Annotated in this window: 11 protein-coding genes; 5 read left to right on the plus strand and 6 right to left on the minus strand. The window is 72.9% G+C overall.

Annotation, left to right across the window (positions count from 1 at the left end; translation table 11 throughout):
* Positions 1-6 precede the first annotated feature (6 nt).
* Complete coding sequence (locus tag L3i22_RS07750) at positions 7-1,392, minus strand: hypothetical protein (RefSeq protein WP_221326296.1); 1,386 nt, start codon at positions 1,390-1,392, stop codon at positions 7-9.
* 69 nt (positions 1,393-1,461) lie between these two features.
* On the minus strand, positions 1,462-2,151 hold the full coding sequence (locus L3i22_RS07755) for a DUF4191 domain-containing protein (protein ID WP_221326297.1): 690 nt from the start codon (positions 2,149-2,151) through the stop codon (positions 1,462-1,464).
* A 176-nt stretch (positions 2,152-2,327) separates the two neighbouring features.
* Between L3i22_RS07755 and L3i22_RS07760 the strand changes: the two genes are divergently transcribed.
* The 3 genes from L3i22_RS07760 (at position 2,328) to L3i22_RS07770 (ending at position 6,801) form a co-directional block, all read left to right on the plus strand.
* Positions 2,328-2,495 (plus strand): hypothetical protein, encoded by a 168-nt coding sequence (locus L3i22_RS07760; RefSeq protein ID WP_221326298.1) that lies wholly within the window; start codon positions 2,328-2,330, stop codon positions 2,493-2,495.
* A gap of 44 nt (positions 2,496-2,539) precedes the next feature.
* Complete coding sequence (locus tag L3i22_RS54290; RefSeq protein WP_304523456.1) at positions 2,540-5,860, plus strand: helix-turn-helix transcriptional regulator; 3,321 nt, start codon at positions 2,540-2,542, stop codon at positions 5,858-5,860.
* A 671-nt stretch (positions 5,861-6,531) separates the two neighbouring features.
* Positions 6,532-6,801 (plus strand): hypothetical protein, encoded by a 270-nt coding sequence (locus L3i22_RS07770; protein ID WP_221326300.1) that lies wholly within the window; start codon positions 6,532-6,534, stop codon positions 6,799-6,801.
* A gap of 260 nt (positions 6,802-7,061) precedes the next feature.
* Here the strand turns inward: L3i22_RS07770 and lipA are convergent, their stop codons facing one another.
* Entirely contained in the window at positions 7,062-7,958 is an 897-nt protein-coding gene (lipA, locus tag L3i22_RS07775; RefSeq protein ID WP_221329840.1) for a lipoyl synthase, read from the minus strand.
* 402 nt (positions 7,959-8,360) lie between these two features.
* On the opposite strand from lipA, the gene aspS reads away from it, so the two are divergent.
* Together aspS and L3i22_RS07785 are read left to right on the plus strand one after the other, a co-directional pair.
* Positions 8,361-9,608 carry an aspartate--tRNA(Asn) ligase gene (gene aspS / locus L3i22_RS07780; RefSeq protein ID WP_221326301.1) on the plus strand — a complete coding sequence of 416 codons (1,248 nt, stop codon included), beginning with the start codon at positions 8,361-8,363 and terminating at the stop codon, positions 9,606-9,608.
* A 15-nt stretch (positions 9,609-9,623) separates the two neighbouring features.
* Entirely contained in the window at positions 9,624-10,793 is a 1,170-nt protein-coding gene (locus L3i22_RS07785; protein WP_221326302.1) for a PQQ-binding-like beta-propeller repeat protein, read from the plus strand.
* Here the strand turns inward: L3i22_RS07785 and lipB are convergent.
* From lipB to L3i22_RS07800, 3 genes are read right to left on the minus strand one after another with little or no spacing between them, the layout of a single operon-like run.
* Positions 10,777-11,406, minus strand: coding sequence for a lipoyl(octanoyl) transferase LipB (gene lipB / locus L3i22_RS07790; RefSeq protein WP_221326303.1), 630 nt, complete (start codon positions 11,404-11,406; stop codon positions 10,777-10,779). The two genes, L3i22_RS07785 and lipB, sit on opposite strands and share 17 nt — an antisense overlap.
* Before the next feature lie 32 nt (positions 11,407-11,438).
* Positions 11,439-13,340 carry a DUF2079 domain-containing protein gene (locus L3i22_RS07795; RefSeq protein WP_221326304.1) on the minus strand — a complete coding sequence of 634 codons (1,902 nt, stop codon included), beginning with the start codon at positions 13,338-13,340 and terminating at the stop codon, positions 11,439-11,441.
* A gap of 30 nt (positions 13,341-13,370) precedes the next feature.
* The gene (locus L3i22_RS07800) at positions 13,371-14,285 is read right to left on the minus strand and encodes a TIGR01777 family oxidoreductase (protein WP_221326305.1); all 915 of its coding nucleotides are present in this window, start codon (positions 14,283-14,285) and stop codon (positions 13,371-13,373) included.
* Positions 14,286-14,293 lie beyond the last annotated feature (8 nt).

Here is a 14,293-nt window from a genome sequence, read left to right on the forward strand (position 1 = left end):
TGCTCCTTATTGCGAGTACGTGCGGTCACGAAGGTTGCCGACGAGCTTCTTCACGTCGTCGGCCGCGGCGGCGGGGGCGGTCATCCGCACGACGATCTCCCGGTCCAGCAGACCCTCCGGAGTGGTCCGGAAGAAACCGACGTAGACCATGCCGTACTCCGGCTTGCCGTCGACCTGCGGGGTGTCGGCCCAGGAACGCAGCGAATTGCCGCTGATCCACCGTAGACCCCAGGCCTCCTCGCGCTGGCGCAGGGCGACCCGGGCGGCGTCGTCGCAGACCGCCGCGCAGGCGCGCACCGTGATGTCGCCGCCGGAGGTGAGCACGTCGCCCTGCCACGCGCCGCAGCGGTAGTGCACGGCGGCCGCGGCCTGCTCGGCCAGCGAGCACGTCCAGGCGGCCGGCATCCGGAAGTCGAAGCCCAGGCCGGCCAGGCCCTTCACGTCCTGCACGCCGGCGCCGGTCGCGTCGAACGACGGCCAGCCGCCCGGCCACGCCCCGCCCGGGTCCGGGGCCAGCCCGGGCCGGCCCGGCGCCGCGGCCGGGAGCAGGAGCTGGGCGTCCGTGTACTTGACCGGGGTGGTCCCGGTCGACGGCGCCGGGTCGTCGCCGAGCCCGGTGCCGAGCGCCGTGCCGCCGGCCGCGCCGATCAGCAGGGCGACCAGGGCGACGATCACGACCAGGAGGCGGTCCGGGCGCGGGCCCTTGCCGATCTCCCGGTACGCCGTGGGGGTGCCGGAGACCGGGACCGCGGAGATCGGGGTGCCGAAGGCGGGCAGCCCGGACATCGGGTTCGCGGAGACCGGGTAGCCGGAGACCGGCTGGGCCGACACCGGGTGCGTCGACACCGGGTGCGCCGAGACCGGGTGGGCGGAGACGGGATGTGCGGAGACCGGGTGCGCCGAGACCGGATGGGCCGAGACGGCCGACACCGGGGCGGCGATCGACTGCGGGACGGCCTGGAAGGGGACCGTCGGTGGTTCGACCGGGGCGGGCGGGGCGGACTCCGTACGTACCGAATCGGATCTTTGCCGAAGGCCCGCATCGCCGGCGGCGGACAGCGGAGCCGGCGCCGAGCCGACCGGGCGCAGCTGCTGACCGAGGACCGTGAAGATCTCCGCGGCGCCGCCGCTGCCCTCCTCGTCCACGCAGGCGACCCAGGGGCGCTCGCCGGCATGATCGGAGCCGGCCACCGGCAACCGATCAGTCTCGGACTGGCCGAGCGCCTCGGCGGCCGCCGTGAAGGCGCCCCGCCATCGATCGTCGGCCGACGCCAGCTCGTTGAGCTGGGCGACCGTGACCGGCCGCCCCTGCGGGTCGACGCCGGACCAGACGTCACCGACATCGCAGCTCGACAGCTGACGCTCCAGGCGGTAAGGCCCAGCGGTTGGCATCTCGTCTCCGTCTTCAGTTCGCGTCCCGATGGCGGGGGTGAGCCACCGGAGGGGGGTGGAAGCGCGAGCTTAGCGTGGGCGTTGCTGCCGGAACGCGCCCTTGCTCGGCCGCATGTTCTTCGGGATCGCGCCTTTCGGCATCTGCGGCCGGGCCATCAGCGCGCCCAGGCGCTTGTCCAGCGCGTTCACGTCCTTGCCGGTGAGGTTGCGGGGCAGCCGCAGCATCGTGCTGCGCAGCTTGCGGACCGGGAGCTGCCCCTCCTCGGAGCCGATCACGTAGTCGTAGAGCGGCGCGTTGCCGATCACCTTCGACAGGCGCTTGCGCTCCTGGCCGAGCAGGCCCTTGACCCGCTGCGGGTTGCCCTCGGCGAGCAGGATCACACCGGGCCGGCCGATCACCACGTGCACCATGTCGAACTGGGTGGTCGAGCTGGCCGCCGGGCGGACCCGCCAGTCACCGCGCATGTTCTCCATCAGCGAGGCGGCGGCGCCGGGCTGGCCCTCCGCCACGTTCATCATCGCGGTGTTCGAGCGCAGGTTCAGCACGATCAGCACGGCGAGCAGGGTGACCAGCACGCCGACCGGGATCCATAGCAGGCCCAGGTTCAGTGCCGCGACCACGGTCAGTGCGACCGGGATCAGCACCGCCGCGACGACCAGCGGCACGAACCACTTGTCCTGTTTCGCGGTGAAACTGAACACCTGGCCGATCTGCTTCAGGCGCTCGAAGAACGACACCTTCTCCTGGGGTTTTGCCATAGCCGGAAAGTGTAGTCAGCCTCAGGTACCTTACGGCGTCCCGGGCACCCGGGAACGCCTTCGTAAGGCAGTAGGGGCCGCCGATATCCGGCGGCGGCCCCATGCCGCCGGGCCGCCTTCGCGCGAAGAGTCGACGTCAGCGACGACGTTCGTCGACCCGTGAGGAGCGCGAAGAGATGTTTCCCGAGATCAATCTGAGGCTGGCCCAGCAGCGTGCCGAGGAGCTGCGGCGCGAGGCGGAGGCGTACCGGCGGGCCCGCGAGGCGGCCGGTGGGCGGCGGCGGTCGCACTGGTTCCGCCGGGCCCCGGCGTGCCCGCCGATCGTCGTCTCCCGCCCGGCATGATCGGCCCGGATTTTTTGTCGGACCCGCATGGCATGCTCGATTTCATGACGGGGCGCGGGCACAGCGAGGTCCTGGTCGGACGGAGCGCCGACCTGGCCACCCTGCACGACACGCTCCGCCGGGTCCGCGGGGGCGACCCGGCCGTGGTGCTGCTGGGCGGCGAGGCCGGCGTCGGCAAGACCCGCCTGGTCGAGGAGTTCACCCGGGCGCCGGTCGGCGAGCCGGTCCGGGTGCTCACCGGCCAGTGCCTGGAGCTGGGCGAGGAGGGCCTGCCCTTCGCGCCGTTCGCGGCGGCCCTGCGCGAGCTGGCCCGCGCCGAGGGGCCCGGGGTCTTCGAGGGGCGCGAGGCCGACTTCGCCCGGCTGCTGCCCGAGCTCGGCCCGCCCTCGGCGTTCGGCGAGGCCCACCGCGGCCTGCTCTTCGAGCTGGTCGGGGCGCTCTTCGCCCGGCTCGGCGCGGAGCGCCCGCTGGTCCTCGTCCTGGAGGACCTGCACTGGGCCGACCGGTCCACCCGCGATCTGATCGGCTTCCTGGTCCGCTCGTCCCGCGCCCCGCGGATGCTGCTGCTGGCCACCTACCGCACCGACGAGCTGCACCGCGGCCACCCGCTGCGCCCGTTCGTCGCCGAGCTCGAGCGGGTCCGCGGCGTGCAGCGGCTGGAGATCGACCGCCTCGACCGGGAGGGCACCGCCGAGCTGCTCGGCCACCTGCTCGGCGCCGAGCCCGAGCCGCAGACGGTGGATTCGGTGAGCCGCCGCGCCCAGGGCGTCCCGTTCTTCATCGAGCAGCTCGCCGCCACCGCCGACCCGGCCTGCGCCGACATCCCGGAGACCCTGCGCGACCTGCTGCTCTCCCGGGTCGACCTGCTGCCCGAGCCGGCCCAGCGGATGCTGCGGGTCGCCGCGGTCGGCGGCACCCAGCTCGGGCACGAGCTGATCGCCCGGGTGGCCGGCGTCGACGAGGTGACCCTGGAGTCGGCGCTGCGCGTGGTGGTCGCCGCCCGGCTGATCGTCCTCGGCCCGGAGGGGAGCTTCGAGTTCCGCCACGCCCTGGTCCGCGAGGCGGTCCACGACGACCTGCTGCCCGGCGAGCATGCCCGCCTGCACGCCCGCTACGCCGAGGCGATCGAGGCCGACCCGCGCCTGGTGCCGCCGGGCCGCGCGCACGCCGAGCTCGCCCACCACTGGCATGCCGCCAAAAACCATGCGAAAGCCCTGGTCACTGCGAAACTCGCGGCCGACGAGGCCTGCCGGCGATTTGCGTACGGGGAGAACGCGCGCCTCCTCGACCGCGTCCTCGAGCTGTGGGAGCAGGTGCCCGAGGCGGCCGAGCTGCTCGGCGCCAGTCATCTGGACCTGCTGGAGGAGACCGCGCTCGTCGCGATCGAGTCCGGCGAGATGCAGCGCGCCCTCAGCCTGACCCGGGCCGCCCTCGCCGACCTGGATGCCGAGGCCGAGCCGGTCCGCGCCGCCCGCCTGCTGGTCCGCCGGGCCAAGCTGGTCCGCAACGCCGGCAAGAGCGACGGCCTCACCGAGACCAAGGAGGCGTACCGGTTGCTGACCGGCGCCCCGGACAGCCCCGACCGCATCGAGCTCCTCGGCGACGTGGCCTACCTGTTCGCGAGCATGGACGGCGCCGAGGTCGAGCAGATCTGGGAACAGGTCCGCACCGCCGTCGACCAGCTCGGCGACGCCGCCCCGCAGGTCTACGCGGAGATCACCAAGGGTCAGGTCTGCACCGGCCGGATCCCGGCGCTGTCCGGCCTGCCGGTCCTGGCGGCCGCGGTCGCTCAAGCCCGCGCGTGCGGCGACGACCCGGCCCTGACCCGCGGCCTGGTCAACGTCTCCGACGTGCTGTTCGAGCTGGGCCGCTACGAGGAGTCCGCGGCCGCGGCCGCCGAGGGCGTGCCGCACGCGGCGCGCTACGGGGTCTCCCGCACGACCGGGGTGTATCTGCTGGCCAACCACGCCGAGGCGCTGATCGCCCTGGGCCGGTGGGACGAGGCCGACGCGCGCCTGGCCGAGGCCGCCCGGCACGACCCGCCCGGCCTGATGGCGCTGCCCTGGTTGCGGTTGCGGGCCCGGTTGCGGCTGGCCCGGGGTCATGCCCGGGCGGAGCATCTGCTGACCCGGGCGGTGGGGATGCTCGGCAAGCCGTATGTGCCGGGCGAGAAGAAGCTCTGGATGCTGGAGCTGCGGATCCTGGGGGCGCTCTCGGCGGGGGACATTCCGGGCGCGGTGGCGGCGGCGCGGGCGGCCCTGGCCGATCCGGTTCTGCTGGACCGGCCGCGCTATGCGTGGCAGCTCTTGACGGCCGCCGCCCGAGCCACCACAACCTTCCGCGCCGCGAACCCGCACCTCGAAGCCCTCGCTTCAGCGATCCCCGCCCAGCGCACTGCCTCCGCGGCACCCGACGCCCTGACCGCCTCGTGCGGCCCGGCCGCGCTCAACGGTCTGGCCGCGTCGGGCGCCCTGACCGCGGCGGGCGGTCTGGCTGCATCGGGCGGCTCGGCCGCGTCCAACGGCCCGGCCTCAGGAGGCGGCTTTGCCGCGCTCAGCGATCCGTCTTTGAGGCGCGCGCCTGCTGCGGCGGGTGTTGGTGTCGGCGAGCCCGCTGGTGTTGGTGCTGATGGCGCGCGGGCTGGCAGCGCTGGTGGTGGTGGCGGGCGGGCTGGCAGTGCTGATGGCGCGCGGGCTGCCGGTGCTGGGGTTGGTGGCGCGTGGGCCGGTGGTTCGGGTGCTGGTGGTTGGGTGGGGCTGGGGCGGGAGGTTTCCGCGGAGGTGGTGGCGCACCTCGTGGGGCGGATCCGGGGGATCGCCGAGCAGCTGCCGCGGCGGTACCCGGCTGAGCTGGCCGGCGCGGCCCAGGTCGAGGCCGAGTTGGACGGCGGTGCCGCCCGGTGGGACGCGGCGGTGGCCGCCTGGCGGGTCGACGGGCAGCCGTTCGAGCTGGCGTCGGCCCTGGTCCGGGCCGCCGAGGCGAACGCCGCCGACCGCCCGGTCGCGGCCGCGGCCCTGACCGAGGCGGCCACGATCGCCACGGCGCTGGGCGCGATCCCGCTGGTCGAGGCTGCGGAGACGCTGGCCCGCCGGTTGGGGATCCGCCCCGGCGTGGGGATCCGCCCCGGGGTGGGGATCGGCCCCACCTCGGCGATTAGCCCGGCCGGCGGCCTGCTGACCGCCCGGGAGCGCGAGGTGCTGCAACTGGTCGCCGAGGGCCAGAGCAACGGCCAGATCGCCCAGCGCCTGTTCATCTCCCCGAAGACCGCGAGCGTCCACGTCTCCCGGATCATCGCCAAGCTCGAGGTGACCAACCGCGTCGAGGCCGCCGCGGTCGCCCACCGCCTTGGCCTCCTCAACGCCTGACCTCAAGCGCCCCCGGCGGACTGATCTTTCCGCGCTCGGGAGCGTGCGATCCAAAGCGATCGCGTCGACGACTCGCCCGGCAAGCAGCGGGCCGGCCCACGCGGCGGGTGGAAGGCGGCGGGTCGGTCCGCGCGGCGGGTCGCGGGTCGCGGCGGCGCCCCCAGGAGCGGCCGCGCGCGGCGGGTGGCGGGCCGGTCCCGCGCGGCGGGCGGCAAGCAGCGGGCCGATCCGCGCGGCGGGTGGCAGGCGGCGGGTCGGTCCGCGCGGCGGGCGGCAAGCAGCGGGCCGATCCGCGCGGCGGGTGGAAGGCGGCGGGTCGGTCTGCGCGGCGGGTGGCGGGTCGCGGCGGGGCCCCAGGAGCAGCTGGCGCGGCGGGTGCGGGTCGGTCCGCGCGGCGGGCGGCAGACGGCAGGTGGCTGGCAGCGGGCCGATCCGCGTGGCTGCGGGGTGTCCGATTTGGGTGGCGGCGGTTTCTTAGTTGCCGGGTGGGTGTCCGCGGTTGCGGGGTGGTGGCAATTCGCCGGGCTCAGCGCTCGGACGTCTCCGAAGGGCGCCGGCGCGGGCGGATGAAGGCTAATCCCGCCTGGTGGGTGCCCGATATGGCTGGCCGACCCAACAGCCTAGGGAGCCGTCATGCACGACACGTTCCGTTTGTCCCTTGGGGGCCGGTGATGGACAGCGCCGTCGACGATGCTTACACGGTGGTCGAGGCGTTGTTCGGGCCGGAATCCGGAATACCGTGGTGGGCCTGGCTCGCGCCGATCATCTTGATCTTCGCGAGATTGATGTACCCGCTGATGTTCCCCGAGGCGGCCGCGGCCGAGGCGGAGACCGATCGGCGGCTTGCCGAGTTCCGCCGGGAGCGCGACGGCAAGGGCAAGGACAAGGACAAAGGCAAGGAGAAGGACAGCGGAAAGAAAGGCAAAAAGGGCAAGAAGTGATGGCCGGCTGAAGGCCCGCAACCACCCCAGGCAACGGATGACCTGAGGCGGTTGCGGGCCTTCACTGTCTCCGCCGAACGACTGACGCCGACCGCGACTCAAGAAACGCGGCTGGGCCGGAAATGCTGCGGCCCCGGTGGGTTGGACCGGGGCCGGGCACTAGCGGTGCGCAACAAAGAGCAGCAAGCGGTGCGCAACAAAGAGCAGCAAGCGGTGCGGCAACAAAAAGCGGCAACAAAGCAGTAGCAGGGGGAGCGGACTCAGCCCCGAGCGTCAAGCGCCTGCCGGTAGAGCCGACCCGCCCGGTAGGAGGACCGAACCAGCGGCCCACTCATCACCCCGGCGAAGCCGATCGCCTCGGCCTCCTCGCGGAGCTCGACGAACTCCTCCGGCTTCACCCAGCGCTCGACCGGGTGGTGCCGCGGCGTCGGCCGCAGGTACTGCGTGATGGTGATCAGCTCGCACCCGGCCGCGTGCAGGTCGCGCAGGGCGGCGGAGATCTCCGACCGCTCCTCGCCCATGCCGAGGATCAGGTTGCTCTTGGTGACCAGGTCGGCGGACCGGGCCTGGGTGATCACGTCGAGGGAGCGCTCGTAACGGAAACCGGGGCGGATCCGCTTGAAGATCCGCGGGACGGTCTCGACGTTGTGCGCGAGCACCTCGGGGGCGGCGCCGAAGACCTCGGCGAGCTGGGTGGGCTCGGCGTTGAAGTCCGGGATGAGCAGCTCGACGCCGCAGCCGGGCTGCAGCTTGTGGATCTGCCGGACGGTCTCGGCGTAGAGCCAGGCACCGCCGTCGGGCAGGTCGTCGCGGGCCACGCCGGTGACGGTGGCGTACTTCAGGCCCATGGTGGCGACGGACTCACCGACGCGACGGGGCTCGTCGGCGTCGAACTCGGCCGGCTTGCCGGTGTCGATCTGGCAGAAGTCGCAGCGCCGGGTGCACTGATCGCCACCGATGAGGAAGGTGGCCTCGCGGTCTTCCCAGCACTCGTAGATGTTGGGGCAGCCGGCTTCCTGGCAGACGGTGTGCAAGCCCTCTTTCTGGACCAGCCCGCGCATCTGGGTGTACTCAGGACCCATTTTCGCCTTGACCTTGATCCACGGCGGCTTCCGCTCGATCGGAGTCTCGGCGTTTCGCGCCTCGATGCGCAGCATGCGGCGGCCCTCGGGAGCAATAGTCACAACCCGAAGATACGCCCGCGGGGTCCGGCTGCGGCGGAGGGGCGACGAGGCTCACGTGACGTTCCGTGTGACCGCCGTCACGAATCTGAACCCGGAATGAAATGCAGCGCGGAAAACCGGTTGAACGGATGCCGAGGAGTGGATTAACGTCCCGGGCCAACGGCAGTGATGGGACCGAGTAGCGCTCCGATCCGCCGGCCGAGAGAGCCACCTGCAGCTGTGATGGTGGCCCGAGCGCCGGAGCGCGAAGACACCCCGGAGCCGAGCAGTGCAAGAGGCGCTCGCAAGAGCGTGAAGGTGCGGTGGTACCGCGAGGATCCCGCTCGCCCGCACCTCCCTGGGGCCGCGTTGCAGCATCCCGAGGAGGTAACCGCCGTGCAACGCATCCTCTCCACTGAACTGGCCGCTCATCCGTACGAAAAAGTGCTTGTCGAAGGCTGGGTCCATCGGGTCCGCCGACTGAAGTCGGTCACCTTCGTGATCATCCGCGACGCCGCGGGCCTGGCCCAGGTGGTCATGGCCGACGCCGGCGAGCTGACGGAGGAGTCGGTCGTCTCGGTCGTCGGCACCGTCACGCCGAACGAGCAGGCACCCGGCGGCGTGGAGCTGACCGGCCCGGAGATCCACGTGCACTCCGCAGTGGACGTACCGCTGCCGTTTGAACTGCATCGACCCGCGCTGACCGCGAGTCTGCCCACCCAGCTGGACCACGCCGCGCTTGCCCTGCGGCATCCGGCCCGCCGGGCCGCGTTGCGGATCTCCGCGGCCGCGACCGCGGGTTTCCGGGCGGCGCTGGAGGCGCGGCGGTTCGTCGAGATCCAGACCCCGAAGATCGTCGAGTCGGCGACCGAGTCCGGTGCGAACGTCTTCCAGCTCGACTACTTCGGCCGGCCGGCGTATCTGGCCCAGTCGCCGCAGTTCTTCAAGCAGATGATGGTCGGCGTCTTCGAGCGGGTCTACGAGGTCGGTCCGGTGTTCCGCGCGGAGAACAGTGACACCGCGCGACACCTGACGCAGTACACGTCGCTCGACGCGGAGATGGGCTTCATCGCCGACCACCGGGACGTGATGGCGGCCCTGACCGGGACGATCGCCGGGATGTTCGGCGCGGTCACCGAGCGGACCGGGTTCGCCGTGCCGGAGGTGCCCGCGGAGATCCCGGCGGTGCACTTCGCCGAGGCGCTGAAGATCGCCGGGGCGCCGGCCGACGAGCCGGACCTGGCGCCGGCGCACGAGCGGGCGCTGGGCGAGTGGGCGCGGCGGGAGCACGGTTCCGAGTTCGTCTTCGTGACCGGCTATCCGATGCGCAAACGGCCGTTCTACACCCACCCGGACCCGGCCGACCCGTCGTACTCGAACGGCTTTGACCTGCTCTTCCGGGGTTTGGAGATCGTCACGGGTGGTCAGCGTCTGCACCGGTACGAGGACTACGTCGCCGCGTTGAGCGCGTCCGGCGAACCGCTCGCGGCCTATGCCGGCTATCTGGACACGTTCCGGTACGGCATGCCCCCGCACGGTGGCTGGGCGATCGGCCTGGAGCGCCTGGTGGCCCGCCTGATCGGCGCCGCGAACGTCCGCGAGGTCACGGCGTTCCCGCGCGACCCGCACCGGGTGGCGCCGTAGCCGTAGTTTGTGCGGGTGCTGATCGACCTGGACGTGGTCCCCGCCACGGCGCCGCCCCGCGAGCGGCGGCGTCCGTGGTGGCGGCCGGTCGCGCTCGCCGTCGTGCCGCTGTTGCTGCTCGGCGGCGCGGCCGCGACCGCCCGGCCGATGGTGTTCCAGCAGGTCGCGGACACCGGCGGGCGTCCCGCGGCGGCCACGTTGCTCGACCCGCGGGCGCTCTACACCGTGCAGGACGCCCCCGGCGGTGACGGCGTGGAGGTCGCGGCCCGGCCGCTGGTCGCGGGCGGCCCGTCCTGGCGGGTCTGGGCGGCGCTGGCCACGAACGGCAGTGTGCGGCTGTCCCGGGCCGGAACGGCGCTGGTCGTGAGCGACGACCAGACCGTGAAGATCGTCGATGCGGCCACCGGGCGGGACCGCTGGGAACTGGACTCGGGCGCCGCGCTGATCCAGGGCGATCAGGTGGTGATCCGCGGCGACGGCGTCCTGAAGCTGGCCGATCTGGAGACCGGCCGGGTCCGGTGGTCGCAGCCCGGCGAGGCCCTGTCCGCGAAGCTGGACCCGAGCGGGCGCTACCTGTTCACGGTGACCGTCGTCGGCAGCCTGATCGCCCAGGTGCGGTCGGTCGCGGACGGGCGGTTGCTGGCCACCCACCCCCTGCCCGGGAAGGGGGTGAGCCTCGGCGAGTCACCGATCATCGGCGACCGGGTGTACCTGTTCGGCCTGTCCGACCTGACCGTGCTGCGGCTCGGCGACCTGACGCCGGTGTGGTCCGCCCCGGCCGACGTGCTGAGCCCGGCCAGCATCGTGGCCTGCGGAGATCTGGACTGCGTCAGCGGGGAGCAGGGCACCACCGCGCTCGACCCGGCCACCGGTGAGCCGCGCTGGACCGCGCCGAACTGGCTCGCCTACTCCGGTGGCATCGCCCGGCGGGTCGACGGGCACACCGTCGTGGCCGACCCGGCGACCGGGCGGGTGCTCCGGGATCTCGGCCGGGGCGAGGCCGTCGACGATCTGATGCTGCGCGCCGACCGGGACCGGACGCAGGTCACCGACCTGCGCACCGGTCACGTCTACGGCGCGTTGACCGGCGTGACGCCGTTCGGCTGCGTCGCGGCGGGCGACTTCCTGGCCTGCCGCAAGGACGGCGGCACCACCGTCTGGAAGGTTCCTAGAACAGCGTCGTGAGGTGCCGCTCGACGACCGGCATCACCTCGGCCACCGGCACCGGCCGGCCCAGCTCGGCGCTGAGCGAGGTCACCCCGGCGTCCCGGATCCCGCACGGCACGAACCGGTCGAAGTTCGCCAGGTCGCAGTCGGCGTTGATGGCGAAACCGTGCTGGGTCACGCCGCGGGCCACCCGCAGCCCGATCTGGGCGATCTTGCGGTCGAGGCCGCCGTCGGTGGCCCGGACCCAGGCGCCGCTGCGCCCCTCGACCCGCTCGGCGGTCACGCCGAACTCGGCGCAGACGTCGATCAGCATCTGTTCGGTGCGGCGGACGTAGGCCACCACGTCGACCGGGGCGGGCAGCTTGAGAATCGGGTAGCCGACCAGCTGGCCCGGCCCGTGCCAGGTGAGCTTGCCGCCGCGGTCGACCCGGACGACGGGCGTGCCGTCCCACGGCAGGTCGCCCGGCTCGGTGCGCTTGCCGGCGGTGAAGACGCTGGGGTGCTCCAGCAGCAGGATCGTGTCCGGCTGGGTGCCGTCGGCCACGGCCTCGTGCAGACGCTTCTGCTCGTCCCAGGCGTCGCGGTAATCGACCAGGCCGGGGCGCAGCACGGTGAGTACGGAGGAGGTCACGACGGCCAGCGTAACTCCGTACTCACCGGTACCTAACGGTCGACCGGGTCCGTCCCGCGACGGATACGCCACACCAGCACCCCGCCCACCTCCTCGGGCTCGCCGAGCAGGTCCCGCGCGGTCGCCTCGACCGCGGAACGGTTCAGCGTCTGGTGGTCCGAGCCGGTGATCTCCGGCGCGAGGAACACCGCGTCCAGCCCCCAGTACTGGAAGTCGGCGCGGGCCTGGGCGCGGTCCGCGTTGGTGAGCCGGGTGACGTAGCCGTACCAGGCGGCGCGCAGGAACAGCCAGTCGGTGGCCAGCGGTGGCGCACCGATCCGGCCGACGTCCTTCTTGCCGGCCTCACCGGTGGTCTGCGGGCCGAGGAAGTAGCCGTCCGGGATCCGGAACTGCTGACCGCCGCGGGCCATCGTGTACGCCTGCCAGCGCTGCCCGTCCGCGGTCACGTTCAGCGCGAACGGCAGCGCGGAGAGCGTCCCGCCGTCGGGCACGTACTGCTTCCACAGGCCGTCCGCGATGAACGCCGGCTCGGGGGCGCGGTGCTGGATCCGTACCGGAAGGGGCATGATCGGCAACAGACTGAGCGCGACGGCCGAGGCCAGCGTGCGGTTCAGCACCCCGCCGGCGCCGGTCGCGTCGCGGCGGCCGACCAGCTGGTCGACGAGCAGCGCGAGCAGGATGCCGAAGACGCCGACCACGCCGAGCGCGAAGCGGATCGGCAGCGCCGAGTTGAACAGCGGCAGGTGCACCAGGGCCGAGTAGGGGAGCGCGATGTCGAACTCGTGCTTGTCGATGTTGAGCCGCGGGCCGAGCGAGAGCAGGAAGAAGAAGATCCCGACCAGGCCGACCGCGCGCAGCGTGGCCCGGCGGCCCGGGTCGGACCGGCGCCAGAGCAGCCCGAACGCGACCACCATGAGCAGCACCAGGGGCAGGCCGAAGAACGACGTCTCCTCGGTCCGGTTCGGTGCCAGGTCGGCGTGCCAGCCGATGAAGCCGCCCAGCGAGCGGCTCGGGAACGACAGGTACGCCGCCGCGTCCTCGACGAAGTACCGCTGGTTGAAGCCGGTCCCGGAGAACGTCTGCGGCCCGGCGAAGTGCATGTACAGCGGGTACGCCAGCAGCACCCCGGCGACCACCGCGGTCACGCCGAGCGCGCGCAGCACGGTCGGCAGCGCCTCGGCCGCCTCCCGCCGCACCGGTCGCGCGACCGCCCAGACGATCAGGAAGACCCCGCAGGCCAGCGCGGTGTAGAAGAGCCCCTCGGCGGCGATCGAGAAGCCGACCGCGAGCAGCACCCCGAGCAGGACCCCGTTGCGCAGCCAGCGGCCCGGCTGGCGCAGCCGCAGCACCTGCCAGATCACCACCGGGGCGACCCAGCCGGCGGTCCAGTTCAGGTGCCCGTTCGCGTGCGAGATGAAGCCCGGGGCGAACCCGCAGAACAGCCCGGCGACCGCGGCCGCGAGCGCGCTGCCGACCAGCCAGCGGCGCAGGAACAGGTACCACGCGAAGGCGGAGCCGGCCAGGTTCAGCGTCAGCACGGTCACGAAGCTGACCTGCGGGCCGAACAGGTGCGTCACCGGCGTCATCAGCACCGTGTAGACGGTGATCGAGGTGTTCGCCGCGAGGTTGACGCCGAGCGGCGCGTTCAGCAGCGAGGTGAAGAACGGGTCCGCGCCCTGGGTGACGGTGTAGTACCCGTACCCCATCAGCCATTCGAAGAACGCCTGGTCACCGACGTTGTCGGCGAGCACGTGCGTGAACGGGTCGCGCCAGAGCCCACTCGTCACGTACACCGCGAAGGAGATCGCGATGATCGCGACGCACAGGTGCACCGGCCACTCACGTGGCTTGGCACCGGGCTTGGCACCGGGCTCGGTGGCGGGCTCGGAGGGGGGATCGGCGGACGCGGCGGGGGCGGGGGCGGCGACGGACATCACGCGCAGGTTAGCAGCGCCGCCTGTAGATCAGTGCGCGTTCGCGGGTTGCGATCGGAGCGCGGCCTCGAGAGCGGACGCGATGTCCGGGTACGTCCAGGAGAACCCGGCATTGCGCAGAACGCCGGGTATCACCCGCTGGCTCCGCTGCGCCTCGCCGGCCAGTTCGCCCAGCACCACATCGAGCACCGGGCCGGGCACGGTGAGCAGCGCCGGCCGGCGCAACTGGCGGGCCAGCTCCTTGGTGAACTCCAGGTTCGTGCACTGCGCCGCGGAGACCATGTTGACCGGGCCGGCCAGGTCCTCGCGCTCCAGCAGGAACTCGGCGGCGCCCAGCCAGTCGGCGAGCGCGATCCACGACATCCACTGCCGGCCGCCGCCGATCCGCGCGCCGCCACCCAGCTTGAACGCCGGCAGCAGCGGCTTGAGCAGCGAGCCCTGTCGATCGAGGACGGGTGCGGTGCGGAGCAGCACGACCCGGGTGCCGGCGTCCTCGGCCGGCCGGGCGGCGGCTTCCCAGACCCGGCAGAGGTCGGCCAGGAACGTGGTGCCGGCCGGGGCCTCCTCGCTGACCTCGTGGTCGCCGGTGTCGCCGTACCACCCGACCGCGGAGGACTGCAGCAGCGTGCGCGGCCGGTCGGCGGCCGGCAGCTTGGCGATGCCCTGCGCGAGCGTGCCGGTGGTGTCCAGCCGGCTGGCGCGCAGCACGTTCTTGTACCGCGCGGTCCAGCGCCGCCCGCCGACGTTCGCGCCGGACAGGTTGATCACCGTGTCCGCGCCGGCCAGCACGGCCGGGTCGAGCCGGCCCTGCGACGGGGTCCAACTCGCCTCGCCCACGCCGGGCGGGCGCCGGACGAGGCGGGTGATGTCATGGCCGCTCTGCCGCAACCGTTCGGCGAGCCGGGCACCCAGGAAGCCGGAGGCGCCGGCCATCACGATCCGCATGGTTCTGA

The organism is Actinoplanes sp. L3-i22, assembly GCF_019704555.1.
Taxonomy (GTDB): domain Bacteria; phylum Actinomycetota; class Actinomycetes; order Mycobacteriales; family Micromonosporaceae; genus Actinoplanes.